This window comes from Limnospira sp. PMC 289.06 (assembly GCF_032350395.1).
GTDB lineage: Bacteria > Cyanobacteriota > Cyanobacteriia > Cyanobacteriales > Microcoleaceae > Limnospira > Limnospira platensis.
In genome coordinates this window covers 1-26,045 of sequence record NZ_JARPLC010000073.1, presented here as the reverse complement: position 1 = coordinate 26,045, position 26,045 = coordinate 1, and the positions used below count along the sequence as shown (strand labels likewise).

The 26,045-nt window shown below is 44.1% G+C and carries 17 protein-coding genes and 2 pseudogenes; 10 read left to right on the top strand and 9 right to left on the bottom strand.

Features of this window, described 5'->3' with window-relative positions:
* Window positions 1–248: 248 nt before the first annotated feature.
* Window positions 249–776: pseudogene (locus tag P5674_RS15310) on the bottom strand (SWIM zinc finger family protein); the annotation flags it as partial.
* Between the two features lie 358 nt (window positions 777–1,134).
* On the opposite strand from P5674_RS15310, the gene P5674_RS15305 reads away from it, so the two are divergent.
* Window positions 1,135–2,847: a type II toxin-antitoxin system HicA family toxin gene (locus tag P5674_RS15305; RefSeq protein ID WP_190490445.1), complete on the top strand. Its 1,713-nt coding sequence runs from the start codon at window positions 1,135–1,137 to the stop codon at window positions 2,845–2,847.
* A gap of 74 nt (window positions 2,848–2,921) precedes the next feature.
* Here the strand turns inward: P5674_RS15305 and lipA are convergent, their stop codons facing one another.
* Window positions 2,922–3,836, bottom strand: a complete 915-nt coding sequence (gene lipA, locus P5674_RS15300) for a lipoyl synthase (protein ID WP_035736375.1) — start codon at window positions 3,834–3,836, stop codon at window positions 2,922–2,924.
* A 491-nt stretch (window positions 3,837–4,327) separates the two neighbouring features.
* Between lipA and P5674_RS15295 the strand changes: the two genes are divergently transcribed.
* The 3 genes from P5674_RS15295 to pabB are packed head-to-tail and all read left to right on the top strand — an operon-like array spanning window position 4,328 to window position 7,740.
* The gene (locus P5674_RS15295) at window positions 4,328–4,906 is read left to right on the top strand and encodes a response regulator (protein ID WP_006619071.1); all 579 of its coding nucleotides are present in this window, start codon (window positions 4,328–4,330) and stop codon (window positions 4,904–4,906) included.
* A gap of 19 nt (window positions 4,907–4,925) precedes the next feature.
* Window positions 4,926–5,972: a bifunctional heptose 7-phosphate kinase/heptose 1-phosphate adenyltransferase gene (locus tag P5674_RS15290; protein WP_043469024.1), complete on the top strand. Its 1,047-nt coding sequence runs from the start codon at window positions 4,926–4,928 to the stop codon at window positions 5,970–5,972.
* Between the two features lie 7 nt (window positions 5,973–5,979).
* On the top strand, window positions 5,980–7,740 hold the full coding sequence (pabB, locus tag P5674_RS15285; protein ID WP_035736399.1) for an aminodeoxychorismate synthase component I: 1,761 nt from the start codon (window positions 5,980–5,982) through the stop codon (window positions 7,738–7,740).
* Window positions 7,741–7,928: 188 nt separating this feature from the next.
* Here the strand turns inward: pabB and P5674_RS15280 are convergent, their stop codons facing one another.
* Complete coding sequence (locus tag P5674_RS15280; protein ID WP_006619074.1) at window positions 7,929–8,612, bottom strand: Mo-dependent nitrogenase C-terminal domain-containing protein; 684 nt, start codon at window positions 8,610–8,612, stop codon at window positions 7,929–7,931.
* 145 nt (window positions 8,613–8,757) lie between these two features.
* Window positions 8,758–9,057 carry a 30S ribosomal protein PSRP-3 gene (locus tag P5674_RS15275; protein ID WP_006619075.1) on the bottom strand — a complete coding sequence of 100 codons (300 nt, stop codon included), beginning with the start codon at window positions 9,055–9,057 and terminating at the stop codon, window positions 8,758–8,760.
* Between the two features lie 96 nt (window positions 9,058–9,153).
* Between P5674_RS15275 and P5674_RS15270 the strand changes: the two genes are divergently transcribed.
* The 5 genes from P5674_RS15270 to P5674_RS15250 all read left to right on the top strand — a co-directional run bounded on the left by P5674_RS15270 (window position 9,154) and on the right by P5674_RS15250 (window position 19,511).
* The gene (locus P5674_RS15270) at window positions 9,154–9,927 is read left to right on the top strand and encodes a TIGR01548 family HAD-type hydrolase (RefSeq protein WP_006619076.1); all 774 of its coding nucleotides are present in this window, start codon (window positions 9,154–9,156) and stop codon (window positions 9,925–9,927) included.
* A gap of 166 nt (window positions 9,928–10,093) precedes the next feature.
* Window positions 10,094–14,557 (top strand): PAS domain S-box protein, encoded by a 4,464-nt coding sequence (locus P5674_RS15265; protein WP_315670079.1) that lies wholly within the window; start codon window positions 10,094–10,096, stop codon window positions 14,555–14,557.
* Entirely contained in the window at window positions 14,557–16,053 is a 1,497-nt protein-coding gene (locus P5674_RS15260) for an endonuclease/exonuclease/phosphatase family protein (protein WP_043468286.1), read from the top strand. Before P5674_RS15265 ends, P5674_RS15260 begins: the two co-directional genes overlap by 1 nt.
* Before the next feature lie 298 nt (window positions 16,054–16,351).
* Window positions 16,352–18,148, top strand: coding sequence for an EAL domain-containing protein (locus P5674_RS15255; protein ID WP_315670078.1), 1,797 nt, complete (start codon window positions 16,352–16,354; stop codon window positions 18,146–18,148).
* 58 nt (window positions 18,149–18,206) lie between these two features.
* Window positions 18,207–19,511 carry a response regulator gene (locus tag P5674_RS15250; protein WP_315670077.1) on the top strand — a complete coding sequence of 435 codons (1,305 nt, stop codon included), beginning with the start codon at window positions 18,207–18,209 and terminating at the stop codon, window positions 19,509–19,511.
* On the opposite strand, the gene P5674_RS15245 is transcribed toward P5674_RS15250, so the two are convergent.
* Window positions 19,508–19,933, bottom strand: a complete 426-nt coding sequence (locus tag P5674_RS15245; protein ID WP_286171641.1) for an acyl-CoA thioesterase — start codon at window positions 19,931–19,933, stop codon at window positions 19,508–19,510. The two genes, P5674_RS15250 and P5674_RS15245, sit on opposite strands and share 4 nt — an antisense overlap.
* 162 nt (window positions 19,934–20,095) lie before the next feature.
* Between P5674_RS15245 and P5674_RS15240 the strand changes: the two genes are divergently transcribed.
* Entirely contained in the window at window positions 20,096–20,947 is an 852-nt protein-coding gene (locus P5674_RS15240) for a universal stress protein (protein ID WP_014275502.1), read from the top strand.
* A gap of 48 nt (window positions 20,948–20,995) precedes the next feature.
* On the opposite strand, the gene argC is transcribed toward P5674_RS15240, so the two are convergent.
* The 4 genes and pseudogenes from argC to P5674_RS15220 all read right to left on the bottom strand — a co-directional run.
* A complete protein-coding gene (gene argC, locus P5674_RS15235) occupies window positions 20,996–22,027 on the bottom strand; it encodes an N-acetyl-gamma-glutamyl-phosphate reductase (protein ID WP_014275501.1) in 1,032 nt (343 codons plus the stop codon).
* Window positions 22,028–22,151: 124 nt separating this feature from the next.
* Complete coding sequence (locus P5674_RS15230; protein ID WP_286171642.1) at window positions 22,152–23,324, bottom strand: group II intron maturase-specific domain-containing protein; 1,173 nt, start codon at window positions 23,322–23,324, stop codon at window positions 22,152–22,154.
* Window positions 23,325–24,140: 816 nt separating this feature from the next.
* A complete protein-coding gene (locus P5674_RS15225; protein ID WP_006619084.1) occupies window positions 24,141–25,334 on the bottom strand; it encodes a glycosyltransferase in 1,194 nt (397 codons plus the stop codon).
* Between the two features lie 265 nt (window positions 25,335–25,599).
* Window positions 25,600–26,045: pseudogene (locus P5674_RS15220) on the bottom strand (IS630 family transposase); the annotation flags it as partial.

Here is a 26,045-nt window from a genome sequence, read left to right as displayed (position 1 = left end):
TGAGTTCCCTGCCTTGTTTGGATTCCTCCCAACGTCGGGACATATAAACAGTTATGAGGATGGTCACGAGTGCGCTCCTTATATTCAACCAAGGGGTTGAAGTCCCCACCAGGCGGTTATTTCTGGCATTGCAGCCTTATTTCATGCCTGAACGTCTCGCACTACACCTCTATCATTACATATTAGGCACTACCCAATTTTTTTAGATCAAACAAACCTCCTTGTATGCTCGGAAACCCTATAGGTTTCCGTATATTTCGCAATTTAGCGATAATCTCTTCTTTCAAGCGTCCCCGCAGTTGAAATAAGACACATGGATCTTCACTAAAGCGATCGCCTAACATATAATAAACTGCACCAATATGTTTACAGGGGTTAGCCGGATCTGGACAACTACAGCGAGAATGTACTTCATCCAAATTAAAAGGAAACAGCCGCAAGCCATTTTTAGCAAATACATCCTCAATATTATAAGGCATTTCCCCTGCTAACAACTTGGCGGAAAAAATCGCCTGCTGGGATAATGTTTCAATCACATATCCCCATTCTTCCTCGGTAAAAGTATCTAACCACAATTCCACTTGATAAGGTTCGGCTTGCGTCCCCTGAACTTGCGCCAGAACCCGCTGACCAGTAAATTCAATATTGAGAACATTACCCTGTCTGGCATAATTTCTCGCCCTTTCCAATCGTTTCTTAAACCGATAGCGATTCAGAATGTCTAACCATTGCTGGTTCCACCATTCCTGATTATTTTCTATATGGTAATCTGCCATGATTGGGAACCCCCAAAAATATCGTTTTATTCATTATAGACAACGGGTGAGGGTTGACAACAGCCGGGAACTCATGATAGGATATTGACATATTGTTTCATAATGAGAATATATGCACAAATAAAAAAAATTCGACTATTCCCATTATTTAAAGTATAGCGCAGACCCCCCCAAAAGGCAACCCCACCCCCCCAAAAAAAAAATTTTTCGCAACAAAACTTAATTTTTTGTTACAAAAGTTAACATAATTAGCTAGTGATGGCGATGATGCGATCGCGGTAGGGGGAATATTTTTCCTGAGAATTTGCGTAAATTGTTTGAGGACAATTGATAAATAATTATAGGGGTAGGTTAATTTATGAGATTCAGAAGACCGAAAGAACTGCTGGGCAAGGTGAATGTCAAAATCGCGCTGCTAATGTTGGGTCGATTAAGCATAATCAGCGTCATATCTTTGGTTATGGCAACGATTAACAACTATGGAAATCATAAAAACTACTGGGAGCGGACAATTTTTGCGACGCAGACAGTAGATTTTAACATTTTATCTCACACTTTGCCGACGAAACTTTCCCTGGCGCTGCTAGAGGGAGAAACGGAGGAGTTGCAGCGGACTCTGGACAGTAACTACGGGTTGTTCGGGTTAGTAGTCACGAACTGCGAAAGTGCGATCGCCGATTGTCCAGAGCAGGAAATCCTCTACTATTCCAATTCCCGTCGCCTTGGGAAAGAGGGTTTTAAGGTAGAAAACCTAACTAATGAGCCTTACGATCTCCTACGGGACCCGCCGCCATTGTTTGCGGAACGCAAATATAAACGGCGTTATCAACCGGAAGCTGACCCGACGGGGATGGTCAACAGAGGGGAAATCATCGGGCGGGTATATTACGTCCGGCGGGTGCCGCCAACCTTCGCGGAGAGTTACGCGAAATGGGCGAGGGGGTTGCTGAGGTTCCAGCACAGTCCTAGTATTTTCTCGCTGACTGCGGGTATATTTTTGGCGGGGGGTGCAGTGGTTTGGTTGCTGATCGAATTTGTGTTGTACCGAAAGCGCCGAGAGAGGAAACAGTTACTGGAAGAGGCGCGGAATATTCGGGAAGAGTTGCAGCAGAAAGTTAAACAAAATGAAGCTCTGATCGCTGTTAGGGAAAAGGGGCGGAAGGAGTTGGAGGACTACCGAAGGGAACAGCAATCGATCGCAGCGGAACTGAAAATAGCGATCGCGGACTACGAACAGAAAATCGTGGATTTCCAACATCAACAGGATGATAGCCAGAGCAATCTGCAAGAACTGCGGAATCAATTAGCCTGGGCGGTGGAATATCAGGTAGAGGCGCAAGAGGAAATTGACAGACGCTCTGAGGCGATCGCCAACCTGGAAAATTGCCTGAATAGCCAGAACAGGGAACAGCAGGAAATGACGCGCACCCTGGAAAAGTGGCAGCGCCAGTTGCAGGAAACCGAAGATCGGGAAAAGAGGACCAATGAGCAGATAGTGAGCCTGAATCAAAAGATTGCGGAACTGACGCGCGAGTATGATCAGGCGATACAGCAATCGGCAGACCTGCAAAGCCAACTGAGGGAACAAGCTGATGTTGAGCAGTTGAGAAGAGCCTTGGAATCGGCTAGGGAAGAATCAGAGTGTATCAAAGAACAGTCCCGAGATTTTGAAGTCTATATCACCGAAGAAAATGAGAGTTTGGCAGCCAAAATCAGACAGTTAGAAAATGAACTGGGGGAACATAGATCGAGAATTTTGTACCTGAAAAGTCGCCTAGAGGATAGGGAGGTAGGTGATCACCATGTCAGTGACTCGATCGAACCTGAAGATTGCTTTACCCCAGCCAACCTCAGTAGATCCACCATACCCTCTTTGTCCAGTTCTGAGGTAATCAGAGGTCTACATCGCTTGGAATTTGTGACTGACCACCAAACAGGGAGCCATGTTCACCTCAAAAAAACCCTTGTTTGTAGGGTTCCCCATCATGCCAAAGATGTGCCTTACGGTATCCTCAAAAACATTTTACAATCGGCGAAGATAACCGAACAAGAGTTGAGGGATAATTTCTGATTGGAGCAACTCGGTTCCCTATTTAATCATTAAATGATTAGGGAAATTGGGGTGATGGGTGGGAGGGTAGGAGGCTAAAATTCGCCAGCATGATAGGAACTCCGAACCAGGGGACCGGAGCGAACGTGAGAAAAACCCATATCTTTGGCGATCGCCCCTAGACGGTCAAACTCTTGGGGAGTCCAATATTTATGGACGGGGAGATGATCGAGGGAAGGGCGCATATATTGACCGATAGTGAGGCGATCGCATTTAACCTCTCGTAAATCAGCGAAAGCCTGTAAAATCTCGTCTTCGGTTTCCCCATGTCCCAACATCAGACCGGACTTAGTAGGAATAGTCGGGTCAACTTCTCGGACGTGGCGCAACAGGTCAAGAGAGCGATCGTACTTCGCCCCCCGTCGCACCGGACCAGTAAGCCGCCGGACGGTTTCAATATTATGGTTATAACAAGCAGGTTTTGCTCTCACCACCAAATCAATACGCTGATATTGTTGCTGTTGAGTATCTTCAGCCTTTCCCCCCCAAAAATCGGGAGTCAGCACCTCAATTTGAGTTTGGGGACAACAAGAGCGAATTTGCTCCATAGTAGCCACAAACCACCCCGCGCCGCCATCAGCCAAATCATCCCGCGCCACAGAAGTTAACACCACATAACGCAACCCCAAAATTTGGACTGCTTCGGCTACCTTGCGGGGTTCATCGTGATCAAGTGGCATGGGAGCATGGCCCTTATCAACTTGACAAAAAGCACAGGATCGGGTACAAGTAGGCCCCATAAGTAAAAAAGTAGCGGTCCCCTGAGCATAACATTCACCCCGGTTAGGACAGCGCCCCTCCTCACAAATAGTATGAATTTGTCGCTGTTTGATAATCCGTTGCACCTGTGATAGTTGACTCGCGGCACCAATAGGACGACGCAACCACTCAGGCATAGATTTAATTGCGTCTCGGTGACGTGATGAAATAGAATCAGAAGTGCTTGACATAATGTATTGATATCTAGGATAGCTATTTTTTAGAACACAAAGCAGTTTTCTGCGATGCTGATTATATGGGAACTTACTATAACAGTTTCTCAAGCCATCGAGTACATTCGGAAGCCCCTCGCCCTCCTTGGGAGAAGGGTTGGGCGTGAGGGCTGCAACCTAGACTTGTGCAAAACGCTATATATGTGGCTGCATCTGGTAAAATGTACAAGTTTACATTCCTTTCGGAAACAGTTAGGTAGATTAGCTGCCCGGATCAAGTAAGCCGGGAGCCCAGCGCTACCCTTCTGAGAACAATTCTTCATATTTCAAAGGAGAAGAAAGGTAAATTAGCGCTAATTCTTGATAAGGATTAGCTTTTATGACAGCATCCTTGACCATTGTTGGTGATACCATACTATTCTCGGTTTTGTTAATCTATGAACAGATTTGAGAAGGTTAAATACTGCACCAATATTCAGATTATGTATTCATCACCGGGGGAGTAAGCCGTGGCAGGTCGGAAAATTATAGTTATTGATGATAGTAAGGTAATTCGGGTCAAAGTTCGGGAGATGTTACCCCAGGGTAACTTTGATGTGCTAGAAGCCAAAGACGGGAAGGAAGGCATAGACCTAGTGCGCCAAGAACACCCCAACCTGATTATGCTGGATTTCCTGTTACCCAAACTCAGCGGATGGGAGGTTTTTCAGCAAATCCAAGCTAGTGAAGAACTTAGGAAAATCCCTCTGGTGTTGATGTCGGGTCGAAAAGAGGAAGTGACGGAGAAAATTGCTGAACCCTTCGAGTATTTTGAGTTTATCGAAAAGCCTTTTGAGAAAGGACAATTGGTAGATGCGATCAAGTCGGCTTTTGAAAAGGCTAAGAAACCTCGCCAACCTCTGAAAGTGGTTCCCCCACCTGCACCGGCTAAAGAGACAGCCCCTCCTCCGGCGGCGGTGACAACGGGGGCGGACGCGGCTAAGATTAAGGCTTTAGAACAGAAAATTGTCGCTATGCAGAGGGAAATGATCGCCCTGAAAAAACAGGTGGCTCAAATCAAGGCTTTTGTACTCAAAAAAGTCAAGTAGGGGTGAGTAACTGTTGATGATGACCCTAGAATCTTCGTTTTTTAATCAGCTTGAGGCGGCGGCGGATACCCTCATGAAACACTTGGATAATTTTTCCAGGGTGCGAGTTTTGGTGGTGGGGGATCTGACTCTGGATGAGTTTCTGACTGGTCAGGTGGAGAGGCTGTCGCGGGAAGCACCAGTGCTAATTCTGCGCCATGAAGTTACTCAACAAATCCCAGGAGGGGGAGCTAATGCGGTTTACAATTTGGCTAAGTTGGGGGCTGCGGTGTCGGTGGCTGGGTTGGTGGGAAAGGATGACCAGGGGGAGACTCTCAAAGGGATTTTTCGGGAGGCGGGAATTGATACGACGGGTATTCTGACAGACCCAGACCGCCCTACGGTGACTAAAACTAGGATTTCTGGACACGCACGCCAGTCGGTGACTCAGCAAATTGTCCGGGTCGATCGCAAATCGGATGATTTACCCAGCTTAGAACTTCAATTGCGGTTGGCTGAATATATCGAACAACACAGAGATAATGTTGATGGGGTGGTTTGTTCGGACTATGGGGATGGGGTGTTAACTTCCCCGGTTATTGGTGCGGCTTTGGGTCATGGGTTTTCGGTGGTGGATGCTCAAGTTGATTTACAACGCTATCAGGGGGCGATGTTGTTTACTCCTAATGTTCCGGAAGCGGAAAAGGCGGTAGGATATGCGATCGCTAATGAAGAGAGTCTCAGACGTGCGGGGAGTGATTTACTGAATTTGACTAAGGCGAAACGGGTGCTAATTACTAGGGGTGAGGAGGGGATGAGTCTTTTTGAATGGGGGGAAAATCACACGCTACAAGTTAGCCATGTTCCTCCGTTTAATGTTTTGGATGTTTTTGATGTGACGGGGGCGGGAGATACTGTGGTGGCGGCTTTAACTTTGGCTTTATCTGTGGGGGCGAGTTTTTGGGAGGCGGCGGTTTTGGGTAATTTGGCGGCTAGTTTGGTGGTGCGTCAGTTTGGGACGGCTACGACTTCTATAGCGGAAATGAAGGAGGCTTTGCGATCGCTTTTGGAGGATGAAGTTAGTTGAGTGGACTATGAACAGAGTAATCATCCATGATGCGAAAAATCAGCAGTGGTTACTATTTGAAAATCCCTGCTATATTGTTAATTGCGATCGCCTCGAACAGGTGATTCCTGGCTTAGAACAGGTTAACCAAAGCCTCCAACAACAGCATTTATGGGCGGCGGGTTTTATCAGTTATGAAGCCTCTAGCGCTTGGGATTCGGCTTTGACTACCTATCCCCCAGATGAGTTTCCTTTGCTCTGGTTTGGGCTATATGAACAACCACAAATTATCACCCCACCCCGCCTCTGTTCCCCATCAGATTATACTGTGGGTGAGTGGTTATCTTCTGTCACCCCCACTGAATATCAGGAGGCTATTAAGCAAATTCGAGGTTATATTGCTAGGGGGGAAACCTATCAGGTCAATTATACTTTTCGCCTACGGACGGAGTTTTCTGGGGATGCTTTGGCTTGGTTTTGGCAATTAGTGCGATCGCAACAAGCCGACTATGCAGCATATATCGAATGTGGCGATCGCTTTACCATTTGTTCTGCTTCCCCGGAACTATTTTTCCAACTCTCTGACCGTCAACTCGTCGCCCGTCCCATGAAAGGAACCGCCCCCCGTGGTTGCACTTTAACCGAAGATAATGCCATAGCCCAAGGGCTGCAAAATTCCCCCAAAAACCGCGCCGAGAACGTCATGATTGTGGATATGATCCGCAATGATATTAGCCGCATTGGCGATATTAAAACCGTCCAAGTTCCCCAATTATTTACAGTCGAAAAATACCCAACCCTGTGGCAAATGACCTCCACAGTAACCGCAAAAACCCAGGCTTTACCATCAGAAATTATCGCCGCTTTATTCCCCTGTGCTTCCATTACAGGCGCACCCAAACCCAGAACCATGCAGTTAATTCGCCAGTTAGAAACAACTCCCCGCCACCTTTATACTGGCACCATTGGCTTTATCGAACCCGAAAATACCCCCAATAATTATAGAACCCAGTTTAACGTAGCCATTCGTACAGTTATCATTGACCGCCAAAATCATCAAGCCGAGTATGGCGTGGGTGGCGGTATTCTTTGGGATTCTGACAGCCAGGATGAATACCAAGAATGTCAAACCAAAGCCAAGTTTCTGAGCCTCAATAATAGCTCTGATTTTTCCCTATTAGAAACCATGCTTTGGACACCAGAAGCAGGATTTTTTCTCCGGGAAGACCACCTAAAAAGGTTATCCGATTCAGCCATTTATTTTGGGATTCCGTTATCCGTAGAACACATCAATCAACAATTAATAGATATAAGTAAATCCTGGTCAATTCCCTATCGAGTTAGGTTATTAGTAGACCGCCAGGGTGTTCTAAATTGCGAAATTTCTGCCATTGAGAAATCCCCACCTAACCGACAGATTTATTTAGGTTTATCTCCCACCCCCATTAATTCCCAAAACCCTTTTTTATATCACAAAACCACCAACCGCAGCATCTATGAAACCGCCCGTAATTCCCGTCCCGACTGTGATGATGTGATTTTATGGAATGAACGGGGAGAGGTTACAGAAACTACGATTGCTAATCTGATCATTAAAATCAATGATGATTGGCTTACCCCCCCAGTAACCAGTGGTTTACTTCCCGGAACTTTTCGGGGTAGCTTACTCAAACAGGGTAAGATAAAAGAGGCTATTATTGATATAGAAACCCTCCAAAAATCGGAGGATATTTATATCATTAATTCTGTCCGCCAATGGCAAAAAGCCACTCTTAAAACCACTAAATAACCCCCTCTCCCTGTCTCTCCAGAAGGCGGGTTTATTCATCTTCCGGTGTGGAATATAAATTCACAGGAGAACCCGCCCCTACATTATAATACATAAAGGGGTGGGTTTAAATGTGGTTTTGGTTGGGGAGTCAGGATGAGGCAATCATCAACAACTGACAGCGGAAAATAATTGCCTCTGGTCATTAGCTAACAATACTTGGAGATATCCTCGTGACACTCATCAGCCAGATAAGATAAAGCCCGAAAGCGTAAGCCGACTAATTGCTCATAGAGGGGGTTAATCTTGCACATGGGGGGGATATGAACAATTTTGTGACCAAAGAGCTTAATATCCCGTTCAAAGGGACACTGAGGAGGAACCATTTTACAAATAAATTTGGCTACTTTGGGATCATGTAATTGCCAGTCATCTAGCCAATGCTTGACGGGAGCTAAAACATCTATATGATGGTGGTGATGTGATGGCTGTTTGGGCTCTTTGCAGTAACCTTCTGATAAATCTTCTAAGGTGTGTCTGAGGGAGTCTAAGGCTTTAACCTCTAAACCCAAGGCTTGACAAAACTGGTGGAGAAGATCATCTTCACAGACTGAATAAATGCCATCAGCCAGGGCGACCATGACGGCGGTTCGTAGGAAGTTCTCGGCGAGAATTGTGTTTTTTCCTAGGACTTCTGCTAATTCCTGGGGGGAAATGGGTTCGAGGGTGTTAACATCGATATCTGTTGCGAGGATATCATGGGTGATGCTGGCAATTAATTCCTGCTCTTCTTCTTGGAACTGACCGTCGGCCCAAGCTAAGGCCAGTAAGCCTCTCATCCAGGCGAGAGTCTGTTCATTTGTGTATTGGGTGGATTCAGCGATGCTATTCATTAGTTATCCTAGCGCTCGATGTTTCCAGTTTAGCTTAGGCGATCGCTCAAAAAAAAGTATATACAATGTTACCAAGAGAGCAAAAGCCTACAACCGAATGCTGTAGGCTCAAACTCGCTATAATGTTAATAACTGTCGCGCGCTATCAACTGCTTCCGGTGAAAATCACTTCCGGGAATTTGGATTGGGCTTCGCCAAGGGGCCGCCGTCTGCCTTCCTCTTGCCAGTAGTTGATGACTTCGGTAGCTTTATTGAGTAACTCAATGCGCTCGACATCATTGATCCAGCGCTTGGACTCTAGTTCATTTTTGAGTTCTTCCCAGGCATCTTTGCGTGGCCAGAAAAAGTAGGAGGTCAGTGGACTACTGCCTTTTCCCACTACTTGGTCAACGGCCAGCGCGACGTTATCATCGAGCCAGAGAACTTTTAGAATGAATCTTGACAATTACACCTCCGGGCTAATTTGAGTTAATTGCAAAAAATACACAACACTCTATTATATCGCAGTATCTGTTGTTTGTAACATTTTTGATGGGTTGACATGAAGGCTATTGTAATTTTTGATATTGACGGGGTAATTCGAGACGTGGGAGGGTCCTATCGTCGGGCGATCGCAGATACGGTAGAACTGTTTACTAAATCCTATCGTCCCACGGTCTCAGATATCGATCGCCTCAAATCTGAAGGGGTTTGGAATAATGACTGGGAAGCGTCCAGGGAGTTGATTTATCGCTATTTTGAGAGCCAGGGTCAACATCGCGATGCCATTAACCTGGACTATGGGGAAATTGTAGCGTTTTTCCAATCCTGCTATCAAGGGCCAGACCCAGATAATTGGACGGGTTACATTTGTGGTGAACCCCTCTTGTGTACCCCCGAATATTTCCAGGAGTTAACGGATCATGCGATCGCCTGGGGTTTTTTTAGCGGAGCCATGCGAGATGAGGCATTATATGTATTGCAGGGGAAACTAAATCTGCCCAATATTCCCCTAATTGCTATGGAAGACGCACCGGGAAAACCAGACCCCACGGGGTTGCTGGCTGTGGTGGGTCAATTGGAACCCCCAGAGTCCCCAAAACCTGTGATTTATGTGGGTGACACGGTGGCGGATATGTATACAGTGGCTAAAGCTCAACAACAGGACAGCACCCGGACTTGGGTGGGTGTGGGTGTATTACCTCCCCATATTCAACAGACTACGGAGAGTATAGCATCCTACACCCAGACCCTGAAAAAAGCGGGAGCGACTCAAGTAGTCCATGGTGTACAACAACTAACACCAGAGGTGATTTTCCGGTTGATTTCTGAGTAGTTTTGTCCCACAGCAGCTAGTTTTTACCATATTTAGGGCTAATCAGGCTACACTAGATGATAATACAAAGTTTTAATAGCAAACTTCCTTAAAGCCTGCATCTACCCTATGGGTTCAGCATCTTGATTTGAACCTGCCGAGTTGGTTAAACTTCTATTAAACTGTGATGGTTACTCAGATAATTTATCCATCGAGTCCTGAATTTCAGCAAGCTATTATTAATTGCGCTGATATGGCTATCATTGTGACCGATCGCAATGGTATGGTTTGCACATTTAATCGCGCGGCCGAAAACCTCCTAGGATATACAGCCTCGGAGGCGATCGACCATATTCACTGGACGGAATTTCATCACCAAGACCACAGAAATACTAGCCACTCTGACCAACAACAACAGCTACATCAAACCCTGATAGAGCGAGTAATTTTAGGGGAAACTGACGAACAGCAACATACCTATATTCGCCGTGATGGTACTACGTTCCCCGTGTCTGTGTTGATCAGCGGTGTGAGAGACGAAAATGGGCAATTGATGGGATTTTTGGCAATGGTGCGACCACTACCACAAGCAGCGATCGACACCCAAAAACAGCGACAGCAGTTTCTTAGGAAACAACAACAGGCACAAATGCAATTGGCTCGGTCTTGGGAATTTTATCACGGAGATATTGACCAAGCATTTGAGACCCTGACTGCTATTGCTGCCCAAACTTTGCAAGTAAGTAGAGCAAGTATTTGGTTTTATACAGAATACCATAATGGCATTGAGTGTGTCAAGTTATATGAACAGGAAAAAAACTGCTATTCTCAGGGTATAAAACTGGAAGCTATCGACTATCCCAGGTATTTTGCCGCCATCGAAACGGAAGAGAGAATTGTGGCATTCGATGCCCAAAATGACCCCAGGACTAGGGAATTTACCGCCGCCTATCTCCAGCCTCTGGATATTAGGTCTATGTTAGATATTCCGATTCGTTTGGGAGGGGAAACTATCGGGGTTCTGTGTTTAGAAAATCAGGGAGAGGTGATTGATTGGGATCTGCAACAACAGAACTTTGCCACCTACCTAGCGGACTGGGTAACTCTAACTTTAGAGGCTCATGAAAGAGCGATCGCCCAAAAGGCTCTACACCAAAGCCAAAAGCAACTACAAGACATCCTCGATCACGCTCCTGCCATAATTTACATGAAAGACAATAGCGGGCGCTATCTCCTAGTTAACCGAGAATATGAAAAGCGGTTTAATTTGCACCGTGACCAGGTACTTGGTAAAACTGACTATGATTTGTTTACCCCCGATATAGCCCTAGCTTTTCAATCGGCTGATACAGCTTTGTTGGAGAGTGAAAAACCTATCCAATGGGAAGAAGAAATCCGGTTTAATAACAGTTGTAACACCTACCTATCCCATCGTTTTTTGTTAGAAGATGATACCGGAAAACCGGCAGCTATTTGCTGTCTGGCTACAGATATCACCAACCACAAACGTTCAGAAGCGGCTCTGCGGGAAAGCGAAGCCACTAACCGAGCCTTATTAAATGCCATTCCTGATTTAATTCTCCAATGTCAGAGGGATGGTACAATAGTTGATGTGAAACCGCCCCATGATAGTTCTGACTGGATGTTACCAGAATTATTGGTAGGTAGAAATATCCTAGAGATTTTGCCTAATGAAGTGGGTAATCATCTCCAAAATGCTCATAATCGCGCTTTATTTTCCTCAGAAATTCAAGCCATTGAATATAAACTACCGGCGAATAATGGGGAGGATTGGAGGCAATATGAAACCCGCATTGTCTCTGGTAACTCCCAAACCGTCATTTCCATAATTAGGGATATTACCGAACAAAAACGAGCCACGACTGAGTTAGCACGTCGCGTACAATTAACGGCCCTCAAATCTGAGGTGGGGTTTGCTATGACCCGTGGCGGTAGTTTATCGGAAGTTCTGACTAATTGTGCTAACACTTTGTCGGCTTATTTGGATGATACTATTGCTTGTATTTGGACTCTCAATTCCGCCAAGACTTTACTAGAATTACAAGGTATTTCTGGCTTAGAAAATCCCCCGGCAAATTTGGCTTATATTAAAGTAGGTTATCAGCCAATTGGGGTAATTGTCAGTGAGCAACAGTCGATTTTGAGCCTAGATTTATCCCATCATGGGTGGAGTCAAGATTTTGCAATTATTACCGAGCGAGGTTTCACTAATTTTGTGGGGTATCCGTTGATTGTTGAGGGTGCTTGTGTGGGGGTAATTGGTTTATTTAGTCGGGAGTTGTTGAGTAAGCAAGTTTTGGAAACTTTGGCGGTAATTGCTAATCAAATGGCGGTGGGTATTGAATTTAAAAAAGCGGTGGTAGCCTTACAAAGCCGTGAGGAACAATTAGAATTGGCTCTCGAAGGTAGTGCTTTGGGTTTATGGGATTGGAATATCTCCACGGGAGAAGTATATTTTGACCCTCAATGGCAACGGATGTTAGGATATGATGAACACCAAATTGATAATAGTTTTCAGTCTTGGAAACAATTAATTCACCCCCATGATCAAAAACGGGTTGTGGAGGCTTTGAATGATTCTGTTAAGGGTCGCCGCCATGTTTATGAGGTGGAAGTGCGAATGCTAAATAGTTCCCAACAATGGCAATGGATGCTGTATCGGGGTAAGGTATTTACATGGGATGAACAGGGACGACCTCTGCGGATGACTGGGACTTATAAAGATGTTAGCGATCGCAAACAAGCTGAAATTGAACTATTGCGGGTTAAGGCGGCGGTAGATAGCAGCAGTGATGCTATTGTGATGACTGACCTGGAAGGGAAGGCACTATATTTAAATCGCGCTTTGATTGAAAGTTACGGCTATACTGTGCAAGAATTAAATGCGATCGGCGGACCGATTAAACTTTATATTTCTACCCGGGTTGGTAATAGTATTTTGGCTTCTCTCCAAAATTTGCGATCGTGGAGTGGAGAAGTGGGTATTAAAACTCGCTCTGGGGTGATTATTCCTAATTTAGTCCGTGCTGATTGTATTTTTGACCCTACACAAAATCCCATTGGATTAATTATTGTACATACGGATATTACCGAGCGACGACGTGCCGAAGAAACTCTCCAACAAAAGTTACTACAGGAACGATTTGTCGGTATTATGTTGGAGCGGATACGCTCATCTTTGAATTTACAAGAAGTTTTGCAAACTGCTGTGGAAGAAGTCCGCTATTTCTTGCAGGTCGATCGCACTGTTATTTATAAGTTTAATTCCGATTTTACTGGCTCTATTGCGGTGGAGTCCGTGGGGGCGGAATGGATGGCTTTGCAGGGTTTAGATATCCGTGATGATTGTTTTGAGTCCTCCCATGCGCGGTTGTATGAAGATGGTAGAACTAGAGCGATCGCTGATATTTATAATGCTAATTTAACTGCTTGTCATGTGGGACTGTTAGAAGGTTTACAGGTGAAAGCTAATCTGGTAATTCCGATTTTACAACCTAAAAATGTGGCTAAAGACAATAGTAAACTTTGGGGATTGTTAATTGCTCATCAATGTCGGGATACTCGGAAGTGGCAAGCCTTTGAGATTTCTAGCCTTAAACAAATCGGCGTGCAATTGGCGATCGCTCTCCAACAATGCAGCCTCTTTGAACAGGTACAAATGGAACTGGCTGAACGGAAACAGGCGGAAGAGGCTCTCCAAAGATCCGAGGGTAGAGAACGACGTAAGGCTAAACAGCTTTCTACTACTTTGCAAGAGTTGAAAAGTACCCAGGCGCAAATTATCCAAAGTGAAAAAATGGCATCTTTAGGACAGTTAGTGGCTGGGGTCGCTCATGAAATTAACAATCCGATTAGTTTTATTTACGGTAATGTTAATCCGGCTCGGCAATATTTAGCCGATTTATTAGATTTGTGTGAATTATATCAGCAGGTTTATCCCGAAACTCATCCGGCTATTCAAGATAAGATTGAGGAAATTGATCTGGAGTTTATTAAGGAAGATTTTGGTCAGATTTTGGAGTCCATGCAACGGGGAGCCGAGCGAGTCACTAAGATTGTTTTGTCTTTGAGAAATTTTGCTAGACTTGATGAGGCAAAAATCAAAAAAGCCAATATTAATGAAAGCATTGAAAATACGCTCATGATGCTACAAGGTCGCTTTAATATGGTCGCCAAAAAACGCCCAATTAAAGTGGTTAAAAATTGGGGCGATGTGCCGAAAATTGAATGCTTTGCTAGTGAAATCAATCAGGTATTTCTGAATTTATTAAATAATGCGATCGATGCTTTGGAAGACCGGATCAAAGTCCATAGAGACTTTATTCCTACCCTCACGGTCACGACTTTACCTGTTCATCATCCTAAGTCTGGTAATGTGGGGGTAAAAATCGAAATTGCTGATAATGGTCTGGGAATACCCCAGGAAATACAGTCGAAAATTTTTGATCCATTTTTTACGACTAAATCTGTGGGACGCGGCACAGGTTTGGGTTTATCTATTGCTCATAAAACTATTGTTGAGCAACATGGTGGTTATCTCGAATGTGACTCCCAGGAAAATGTCGGCACTACCATGATAATTAGACTGTTTAATAATTATCTTGATCAGCGAATGTCTAAGGTGGAATAATGATGACAATTGATATAGTGCTTTTAATCAATGCTATTGATGATTTGGAACCTCCCTTTGCCGATTTTTTAGAAACTGCTGAAGTGATGATTACAGTAGCTTCAAGTTCATCGGAAAATTGGCGTGTTGAATGGTTACAGGTTGAAGACGGTATCCCCCCAAATACCATGGCGGCTATTGATACTATTGGGGATATTTGTAGTGACTTTCAATGGCGACCACAAGCCATGAGAGTGATTTATTGCTGGGAAGGTAGACCCACAGAATGTCAGCCAAACTCCACCAGTTTGACAACGGCGATTAATCAAGCGATCGCATCATGTCAACTCCATGATGTCACTATTTATATTAACCGCCCAAATAATTGCCCAAGTCAAGAGTTAAATCGTCTAGCCGAGGAAACGGGGGGACAGGCTTGGGGAGAAGACAATGCGATCGCTAGTTGGGCAATATTCCTCGAATATTTAACCTTTAAACATCCCGTAAAATCCTCAGTAATTATTCGCAAAAACTCTGTAAAAATAGGCACATTTAACCTATATAACTTGGTTTTACCCAATCTAACTTATTACGAAACTCGGCAATATACCCCAGAACTTTACCAACAAAAAAAGACCTGGGTTTCTCGTCAGCTAGAAACCATGCAAGCCGACATTATCGGATTTCAAGAAATCTTCCACCCCGAAGCACTACAAGAAATTCTCGCCGCCACCCCATTCTATGATCATGCTCATTTAATTACCACTAATCCCCGTGGGGATAAACCCGTAGTAGGTCTCTGTTCCAAATTACCAATTATATCCTGGCAAATATATGATAAATTCCCCCCAGAGTCTCAAATAGATATAGAAGGAACTATTATTCCCATCAACCATTTTTCCCGACCAGTTTTAGCAGTTAATATTCAACTCCAAGACCACCTACAATGTACAGTTTTTGTGGTGCATCTAAAATCCCAGCGTCCCAAAATTCCCGAAGGAGTAGATAGCCAAGACCCCGTAGAAAAAGCCAAAGGAAAAGTCAGGTCTTTACTGCGTAGAGCCGCCGAAGCTACGGCTTTACGATATATTATGCTCAAGACTTGGAGCCACAGTCAAAATCCGATTATTCTTTTAGGAGACTTTAACGATAGTGATTTAGCCATTACCACCAAAATTATGGCGGGGGATATTTCTTGGAAAAAAACCCGATTTAAACCAAACCACAACCAGGATGAGTTACGGCTTTACAGTGTCAAGGATATTCAGGTTAGGCAAAGTTACCGAGACTGCTACTATACTTATATGTATAATGGTTATTATGAAACCCTCGATCATATTTTGGTGAGTCAAGAATTAGTTGTAGAAAACTCCCGCCAAGTTGGGAGGGTTAGTTATGTTGCCTTATTCAACGATCATCTGGTAGACCAAAGCCTAAGTGATGAATCCATAGAACCCTGGAAATCAGATCATGGACAGGTTGTGGCGACAATCCAACTAAATGGTTATCCTGGATAACTAGGTAATCAAGGTGGTTTTTGAGGTGACTAGATCATTGAATCAGTCCTGGGTATTTAGACACCCGGTATTAGCAGTAACTAGGTTCAATCAGCCTTAGGGTTGAAACTGACTCGGGAAAGCTAATTAATGCGGTAGACTATGGTATCTTGGTGTCTGTTTGGCGTATCCGTACCCAAATAAGCAACATAGACCCAAAAAACAACTGGGTTGAGTACAATGTTAATATTTCCTATTTATCAATCCCTTGACCATGTGGGTTCACTAGCTTATCCCACAACCTAGGTTAAAATACATTATGAGTTATAACCACCCAAATAACCACCAAGAATCAGATATTTTGATTGTTGATGATACCCCAGGAAATTTGCATCTATTGTCACGAATTCTTAGCAAAAAAGGGTATAAAGTTCGTGAGGCGATCGATGGTAAAACCGCACTACAGGAGGTAAATAATAAGTTACCTGATTTAATTCTGTTGGATATTATGATGCCAGATATAGATGGTTATGCAGTTTGTAATCAGCTTAAATCGGAGCCATACACCGCCGAAGTACCCATAATTTTTCTGAGTGCTTTGGACGATATTTTTGACAAAGTAAAAGCCTTTGAAGTGGGGGGAGTAGACTATATTAGTAAACCTTTTCAATTTCAGGAAGTTTTAATTAGGGTAAAAAATCAACTGACTCTCCGCCGCACTCAACAACAATTACAAGTGTTAAATACCCAACTAGAAGCTAGAGTTGAACAGCGCACTCAAGAATTAGAAATCGCTAACAGTAAACTCCGGGATATGGCTTTTCGTGATGATTTAACTAATTTACCAAATCGAGCCTTATTTTTGGAACGTCTAGCTGATGGTATTGATGTCAAACAGGAACATCATAATTATAATTTTGTGGTGTTGTTGCTAGACTGCGATCGCTTTAAAATGATTAATGAATCCCTCGGACATTCCGTAGGTGATCAACTCTTAATTGCTATTTCCAAGCGTCTAAAATCCCTGCTAAAACCGGAAGACACCCTAGCTCGTTTAGGAGGTGATGAATTTGCGATTATGGTTAATAAAATCGAGGATATGGCGGAAGCAAAAGCCATGGCTCAAAAAGTTCTTGAGAGTTTTTCTCATCCTTTTGTCCTCCCCAATCAAGAAGTATTTATCAATGTAAGTATTGGCATATCTGGGTCACATTTAGATTATCAAAAACCCGAACATATGCTGCGAGATGCAGATACAGCCATGTATCGAGCCAAAGATTTAGGCAAAGGTCAATATCATATATTTGACCCCAGTATGCACCACAATGTTTCCGAAAAGCTGCAAATTGAAAACGATTTAAGGCGAGCTATTAACAATGATGAATTTCTGGTTTATTATCAGCCAATAATTCATCTAACAACTGGAAAAATCGCAGGTTTTGAAGCCTTAGTTAGATGGCAACATCCCCAAAAACAATTGATTCACCCCGTCTTATTTATTCCCATAGCCGAGGAAACAGGTTTAATTAATGCCATTGGCAATTTAGTCTTAGAAAAGGCTTGTAAACAATTCCGAAGTTGGCAAAAAAGTAAACTGATTAATGATTCGATGTTTATCAGTGTTAATGTCTCAGCCAGACAGTTTGCGAACATGGATCTAAGTCAGCAGATACAACAACTTTTAGAAGTCACTCAACTAGACCCCCATTGCTTAAAATTAGAAATCACAGAAAGCGCAATTATGGATAACCCGAAAACCGCCGTCGCTATTCTGGAAGGTTTTAAAAAGCAAAACGTCAGACTAAGTATTGATGATTTTGGCACGGGATATTCTTCTTTAAGCTATCTGCATAATTTCCAAGTTGACACTCTCAAAATCGACAAATCTTTTGTTCAAAGAATGGATAATAACGGTTCAAGTTGCGGCTTAGTTCCCGTGATTGTTAATATTGCTAAAACGATGAAAATGGGGGTAATTGCTGAGGGGGTAGAAACCTCCGAACAACTGTCATTATTGAGAGGGTTAGAATGTGAGTTTGCCCAAGGTTATTTATTTTCTCAACCGCTCCCCGAAAGTTTATTAATGGAGTTAATAGCAGCCGATAAAATCTGGTAAATCATCCCAGTCTGATCTAACGATAATCAATCCTTCACATTATCAAAAGCCATGGATTATGAATAATCAGAATTTGGCATCAGCCGACATTTTAATAGTTGATGATGTGCCAGAAAATATTAGGTTATTATCAACTATGTTAATGGATTTTGGATTTCGGGTGCGTAAATCTATTAACGGTAAGATGGCACTCATGGCAGTTAAGGCTTTAAAACCGGACTTAATTCTACTTGATATCAATATGCAAGGCATCAATGGTTATCAAGTTTGTGAAGCCTTAAAAAATAATCCAGACACTTCGGAAATCCCGATTATTTTTGTGAGTGCTATTAATCAAATCGAAGATAAAATTAAGGCTTTTCAAGTAGGAGGAGTGGATTATATCACCAAACCTTTTCAAGTAGAAGAAGTGATGGCGAGGATTCACAATCAACTCAAAATCCAAAATCTGCAAAGAGATTTACAGCTTCAAAATCAGCAACTAAAAGCCACCCAAAAGCAGTTAGCAGCCACCCAGGTTGAACTAATCCAAAAGGAAAAAATGGTAGCTTTAAATCAATTGGTAGCGGGGATTTTTCATGAACTTAATAATCCGATTAATTTTATTTCTGGAAACCTTGACCCCGCCTATCAATATGTTGAAGATATAATCGAGTTAATTAATTTATATCGACAAGAATATCCCCATCCTTCCCCCCAAATTTTAGCCCGATCGGAAAAACTGGAACTAGATTTTATCTTAGAGGATCTTCAGAAATTAATCAGATCCCTGAAAACAGGTATCAAACGCATTGATCAAATTATGTTAGCCTTGCGAATTTTCTCCCGCACTAATGAAGCTGAAATGAAATCGATTGATTTGCATGAATGCCTTAACAGTGTTTTGCATTTAATCAGGCATAGATTGCCGGGCAATAATCATAATATTGAGATTAAAGTTATTCAACAAAAGGCGGAAAACTTGCCGTTTATCACCTGCTATGCCGGCTTAATTAATCAAGTAATCATGAATCTAATTAATAATGCTATTGATAGCTTACAATCGGCTGACAGTCAAGCCCATGAGTCCGACTGGGTTCCGACTATTTGGATAACTACAGAACAAGTTAATCCTAACCGGGTAGCGATTCGGATTCGTGATAATGGTATGGGGATTGCACCGGAGTTACAATCTCGTTTATTTGACCCATTTTTCACGACCAAAACGGTGGGTCAAGGTATGGGATTAGGACTAGCTACCAGTTATCAAATTGTAGTAGAAAAACATAACGGACAGTTGATTTTATCTTCTATTCCTGGCGAGGGGGCAGAATTTCGGGTAGAATTACCGATCGCCCCAATTTCCCAGGGTAGCGTAACTTAACCTAAATCCATGAGTTTAGCGATCGCCTGATTTAAAAGAGGGGGCCATTGTCGTCTAATTTTGCCAGTTTGGCGATCGATAACCACCAGAGTAGTAGTGGCGCTAACATATCGTTGTCTACCGTCTAGGGACTCAATCTCAAATTCCCAGGGGATACGAACTTTAGTTAGGCCAGAAATACGATTTTTAACCTTAATGCGATCGCCCATGTGTACAAATTGATGATAGCGGATTTCCAAGTCAACCACAGGCAACTCAAACCCCAAAGCGACCAACTGATCATAACCAACCCCCACAGACCGCAACGCCCCAATGCGGGCTTCCTCCATCCAACCCACATAAGTCCCATGCCAAACCACCCCCGCATAATCAGTTTGATGTGGGAACACTTCCACCAAATACTCAAACCAATTTGAGGCCATAGTCGGCTGATCTTGTGAACTAGGATATTTTAATCGAGACACTTTACAATTCGTTCCAAAACGCTACATTTCTACAAATTATCAGTTAATCAGCCGCTTTGTCCTAAGTTATATAATAGTGCGTTTGATAATGAGCGTTGTTTTGAATTTTGGGCAAAACCTATGATCAATAAAATTTTAGTTGCTGTTGCGGGTCGTGGACTGTGCGAAGAGATGCTAAATATGCTGATGGATTTACCATCTCTGCAACAGGCATCTATCACCCTTCTCCATGTAGTGCCCAGCCAAGTCACGGCCGAGGGAATGTCCGTCAAACTAGAAGAAGGAGGCAAAATCCTCGCCCAGGCCGTCCAATCCGTGAAAGTCGATCCCAACCGAGTTAATCCTAGACTCAAACAAGGCGATCCCAAAGATATTGTTTGTCAGGTAGCAGACGAAGAAAACGCCGATCTAATTATTATGGGTTCACGGGGGTTAGGACGACTGCAAGCCGTCTTAGAAAACTCAGTCAGTCAATACGTTTTCCAACTCACATCTCGACCCATGCTGTTGGTCAAAGACGATACCTATGTCAAGAAGCTACGGCGGGTCATGGTAGCTTATAATTCATCCCCAGAAGCCCAAGAATGCCTAAAAACGGCGATCGACTTTGTTAAAGAAATCCAGGGCGGACAACTAATTATCGCCCATGTTAATAAAGATCTCAGTGGCAAATCAGCAGAAGATTACACCGCCACTGCGGAAAACGACCCGGTTTTAGCCCCGGCTGTCGCCCAAGCCAAACAAATGGGAGTTAGTTATCGTTGTGTAACCGGAACCGGAAAACCCGGCCCGGAAATTTGCCGAATCGCAGAAGACCTCAACGCCGATCTGCTGTTGCTGGGTTCTCCCGATCGCCGCCCCACCGTGGCCAAGAGTTTCATTGATATCGATCGCCTACTCGGAAACTCCCTATCCGACTATGTGCGAGTTTACGCCAACTGTCCAGTGTTATTAACCCGCCACGCCGGGTAAAAGTTTAGGGCGGGTGAGAGACTGATTAACCCGCCCCAAGCGTGAATTTTACGGATAAAAACTCAACTGAGGTAGTCCCAGAGTTTCCGACCATCCCTTCATAATATTGAGGCATTGAACCGCCTGTCCCGCTTGACCCTTAATCAGGTTATCAATGGTAGAAATCACGATCGCCCTATCGGTGCGTTGGTCCACCTCAATACCAATGTAACAAAGATTTGTGCCACAGGCCCATTTACTTTGGGGGAAAGTTCCCCCAGGTAAAACCTTAACCCAGGGAGAATTGCGGTAAAACGCCTTATAAATAGTCAGCAAATCTTCTCGCACCAAACCCGGGTCGCGCAAGTTAGCGTAAACCGTCGCCAAAATACCCCGCACCATAGGCATCAAATGGGGGGTAAACTGCACCGTCACATCATGTCCAGCCAAATCACTACAAACTTGCTCAATTTCCGGCGTGTGGCGATGGTGTCCACCAATACCATAGGCTGAAACCGAGGCATCTGCTTCCGCCAATAGCATATTAGTTTTAGCCTGTCGTCCCCCGCCAGAAGCCCCCGATTTAGCATCAATAATGGCACTATCCGGGACAATTAGCCCCTGTTTTAATAGGGGGGATAAAGCCAACAAACTAGCGGTCACATAGCAGCCAGGACAGCCCACTAATCGCGCTGAGGCGATCGCATCTCGGTATAGTTCAGGCAAACCATAAACCGCCGTCCTAGCCACATCCAGATCAGCGCTTCTTTCCTTGTTATACCACTTGGTATAGGTATTTAAATTAGTAAACCGATAATCAGCAGACAGGTCCAGAACATAACAGCCTTTTTCTAACAGTTGCGGAGCCATTTCGCAGGCCAAACCATTCGGCAAAGATAGAAACACCACCTCACACCGACTAGCAATTTTATCCAAATCAATTGGTTCAATCATCAACTCCACCTGATGACCCAGGTGGGGATATAAACTACAAAAAGGTTTTCCGGCGCTACTTTCTCCTCCCAAATAAACAATTTCAACCAGGGGGTGATCCTGTAATAAGCGCACCAGTTGCACCCCACCATAACCTGATGCACCCACAATTCCGATAGGTGTACGTTGATTACTCAGTTAAACTAAGCAAGCCAGTCACCCAGCCTACTCGTCTCCAAAACCGTGCATGAGACTTTCACCTCACACGGCTCCTCAGAATCAAGCTATGCTGTTATACTCTATGTTTAAGAAGGCTCACCCATTTTCCCTTATGGAAACAGCCAAACCTACAGCCACCTGTTTCCGTAACTTGCCAGTATTTTCGCCGCCAATAATTCCTAGGTTTATCCGGGTGACGACGTTTCGCCCAACTCCGCAATTTCCGGTCAATTAACCTATCTAAATTTCGGTGAATTTTGCGGTTATTAGCACCTTGATATTGACTAGACCAATCCGCTATTTTCCGATTCAGCAGGTTAATTAAATCCCCTTGACGACTGGCTTTATGGCTACTAACTATCGTCGCCAATTCTCGATAGTGTTGATGGGCAGATTCTCGACTAGGGCTGATGGTAGTATGATAGTTTAACCCTCGGCGATGATGATTTTTAAACTGGCGAATATGAAACCCCAACAGGTCAAAACCCGGAGAGTTTTCCTCAACACAATTAGCCGTGTTCGTGACAGCATAAAAATCAGAAACTTGGGGAATTTCCAATTTGTCTAGCCAATCACTTATCGCCCTTTGATAGGTGTTGATAGCCATCATATCATCATCTAAAATCACCATCATTTCTCCATATTGAATCAGAGTAGTTACCGGGTTGCCCAGTTCCCTAATTAACCGACTCAATTGGTGGTTTAACTCTCCCAAAGCGATCGCATCTAATAAACACCCCAAAGCCCCATCAATCCGAGCCTTATTCAGACCCATAGAGCGCGGTAAATCCGGCAACCTTTGAGCCAATATTCTCGGTTGACAAAGCCTGGTTAAATCAATAACCCAGACCAACTTAGGGCCATTTTCCAGACTTTTAGCGATCGCCTGCAACAGTTCCCCAACCGATGAAAAATGAGAGCCAACAGCATCATCCAACTCCCAACGAGCCCGCCATTCCGGTTCCAAAGCCCATTGCATCAAACACTGTTGAACAGCTATAGAACCCCCATCACAACTATCACTAGCAAGATACCTCACAGAAGCCGAACGCATCAGCATTTTTTGGAGTTTACGAACCACCTTAATATCACCCCGTTTCGAGGCGCGGTAAATCCGTTGTTGCAGCTTCCATAGACCACGTTGCCAAAAGTTTCGGCGGCCTTTCATCTCCCCCTTCACCGTCAACAACGACTCATCTACGCATACCATCCTCGTCCCTATCAGACTGGCTTTAGTCTTCTTCACAGCAACTCACTCACTCAGCACAGCAATCAATTCCGTGTGTCCGTCTGCATATCCCCGATTTATAGTCAGGGCCTTCGCTTCTGACACAATCCCTCCCCTAAGCCGCCTGGAATACCCAGTTATTCGCCTTGGTTGACTACTCAGTAATAGGCTTTCCTCAAAAAAACCCACCGAGAGCAACTTAGAGGTTATCCCGTTCCGAAAATCGCTTTGGTTTCTGGCCTTAGAGTCTTCCTTTCTACCGGGGGCCTTTTGAGTGCCGAGTTATTCCCTACAGAAATAACCTGTTAACGTTGGCAACAACAACGCTTTCTTGCCCCATACATATAAGGCAGCGTATACCCGCCTAATTTGGAGTCTAACGGTAGTTCTCGCAGAAGTTCGTTTCCCTACTCATAGCCAGCTACAGGGCGCTTAAATCCCCATTTAAAAGGGTTTACGCCCAATTCCCGCTTCACGGATTGATGACCAGTCGCTACCGTGGGGAACTGTTTTCACTCCGGCACTTGGAGGGTTGGACTTGGATATTTTTTGATTCTGACACTTCCCATATTGGGACCTCTCAGACTTCCGCACCAACAAGCGAGATTCAGTTGTCAAGGGTTAATATCCCCTTGCAGCCTTTCCCCTAGGGGATTTTCCCTAGTTTCAGGCTAACGGGTCGCACTATTGCATGACTCCTAACATGATTAGCTTTTGAGATAAGTCTTGTGACCTACCCAGACCTTTTAGAACCCTTGATAGAGACTTTCACATCATACCCATCCTAGTTCTGTTGCTGCATTGTAGTATCAAATTTCCCCATAGTGCAGAAGTCTATAGTCGCCATCCCATTTCTGACAAGGTTTTTTTGAGCCGTTTGGCTTCCGGGGGGTTGGTTTGTTCATATACGCTTATCGCTGTTTGAAAGGCTTTCAGACTATCGGGAATGTTGCCAATACCTAACAACGCCGCCCCTAAATTTTGGTAGGCTTCCCCATAGTGAGGGTTAAGAGAAATCGCTTTTTGATAAGATGCGATCGCTTTTTGGGAATTTCCCATCGCCCGTAGAGTCATGCCCAGGTTATAGTAACCTAAGCTAAATAATGGGTCAATTTCTATCGTCGTTTCATAGGCCCAAAGCGCCGCTTTTAGGTTGCCCCTACCTTTCAGCAGATTTCCCAGATTATTATAAGCCCCTATTTTTAATTGAGGGAATACATTAACCGCGATCGCCTTTTGATACTGTGCTTCCGCCGCCTCTAGTTGTCCCCTTTTGCTATAGGCAATTCCTAGGTGATAATGCAATTCATACATAGTCCCCCCCTCAATTCCAGATGCCTGCTTTAGCCCTTTTTCTAACAGGTCAATACCTGCTGAGAGTTTACCTAATTGCACATACAGAGCCCCTAATTTACTCGCTAAGTAAGGGTCATCGGGATGCTGTTTTAAATAGCTTTCCATAGCTTCACAAGCCCTTTGTTGTTTATTCTTTTCCGCGATCGCATCCGCACTATATCCATAATGAGCGATCGCTATTTCTGGAATAGAACCGATCCGCCACTGAGGTTCCCGCCGCAAAATCTCCATCACACTATCATCAACCAAAGCATGATAAGGGCGAGAAAAATACAGATCCGGATGATTTCTAAACAGTCGCGACACCAAAGAATAAGGAGACTGCACCGCCCCGATTTCCTGTCGCACCAAGTTAATCAGCAAATAATCTTCCTGGTTAATTAAACCTCTAATTTGAGGGATAATTCCCTCCATTAATCGCTCATCAGCATCTAACACCAAAACCCAATCACCTGTCACATATTTTAAACCCGCATTTCTCGCCGACGCAAAGTCATCACACCAGCTAAACTCATACACTCTCGCCCCCATATTTTTAGCAACTTCCGGCGTTCCATCTCTAGAACCTGTATCCACCACTATCATTTCATCTACTAACTTTCCCACCGTCTGTAAACATTCCCCTAACTGATGGGCTTCATTTTTGGCAATTATACAAAAGCTAAGTTTCATCTCTATCAACTTTATCCAAAACTTTGAGTATTATTATACCCAATCTATTCCTCTCTCCAAGTCCCTCTCCCCCCCCCCTGGGAGAGGGATTTAGGGTGAGGGCAATGTATTAAGCGACTGGTGAACCAGCTGTAATTTACCCAAGTCTGGGATAATTACTACAACTTAATTAACCATTAATTGCCTACTTATTAACCCTAGATTAATCCATTTTATACTACCCAAATTCCCAGGATTTATCTATCTATAGCATTAGTCAAGGTGGTTAGGACTCAGCTTTTATAACGGAATCCATGGCATCATCGAGAGAATCAAACTGCTCACGTGCAATGGCGAATGCGGGCTTTCAACCACGACCAACATTTCTCTATCTTGTTGAGGTCTGGCGAATAAGGTGGTAGATAGAGCAAACGGCATTGAGCCGCCTCCACTAGCTCAGGAATCCGTCCCCCTTTATGAAACGTTGCATTGTCTAGCACTAGAGTCTGACCTGGCTTCAGTGTTGGAATTAAGATGAACTCCAACCACAACTCAAACACTGTCCGATTACAACAACCCTCAAAGCGATCGGGGGCTAAGAGTTGTTGATGACACCATGGGGCCATATAGCTCACCCTGCCCTGCCTCTTCCCGGATTTGAGGGCATCGAAGCGTTGTCCTTCCTCGCAGTAACCATAAGGGTAATCCGAGTCCTGACTATTCATGCCGGCT

Bases quoted from the DNA above. Each gene is read 5' to 3' on its own strand.
- P5674_RS15305 (WP_190490445.1), top strand. From the start codon at position 1,135: ATGAGATTCAGAAGACCGAAAGAACTGCTGGGCAAGGTGAATGTCAAA.
- lipA (WP_035736375.1), bottom strand. From the start codon at position 3,836: ATGTCAAGCACTTCTGATTCTATTTCATCACGTCACCGAGACGCAATT.
- P5674_RS15290 (WP_043469024.1), top strand. From the start codon at position 4,926: ATGACCCTAGAATCTTCGTTTTTTAATCAGCTTGAGGCGGCGGCGGAT.
- pabB (WP_035736399.1), top strand. From the start codon at position 5,980: ATGAACAGAGTAATCATCCATGATGCGAAAAATCAGCAGTGGTTACTA.
- P5674_RS15280 (WP_006619074.1), bottom strand. From the start codon at position 8,612: ATGAATAGCATCGCTGAATCCACCCAATACACAAATGAACAGACTCTC.
- P5674_RS15270 (WP_006619076.1), top strand. From the start codon at position 9,154: ATGAAGGCTATTGTAATTTTTGATATTGACGGGGTAATTCGAGACGTG.
- P5674_RS15265 (WP_315670079.1), top strand. From the start codon at position 10,094: ATGGTTACTCAGATAATTTATCCATCGAGTCCTGAATTTCAGCAAGCT.
- P5674_RS15260 (WP_043468286.1), top strand. From the start codon at position 14,557: ATGATGACAATTGATATAGTGCTTTTAATCAATGCTATTGATGATTTG.
- P5674_RS15255 (WP_315670078.1), top strand. From the start codon at position 16,352: ATGAGTTATAACCACCCAAATAACCACCAAGAATCAGATATTTTGATT.
- P5674_RS15250 (WP_315670077.1), top strand. From the start codon at position 18,207: ATGAATAATCAGAATTTGGCATCAGCCGACATTTTAATAGTTGATGAT.
- P5674_RS15245 (WP_286171641.1), bottom strand. From the start codon at position 19,933: ATGGCCTCAAATTGGTTTGAGTATTTGGTGGAAGTGTTCCCACATCAA.
- P5674_RS15240 (WP_014275502.1), top strand. From the start codon at position 20,096: ATGATCAATAAAATTTTAGTTGCTGTTGCGGGTCGTGGACTGTGCGAA.
- P5674_RS15225 (WP_006619084.1), bottom strand. From the start codon at position 25,334: ATGAAACTTAGCTTTTGTATAATTGCCAAAAATGAAGCCCATCAGTTA.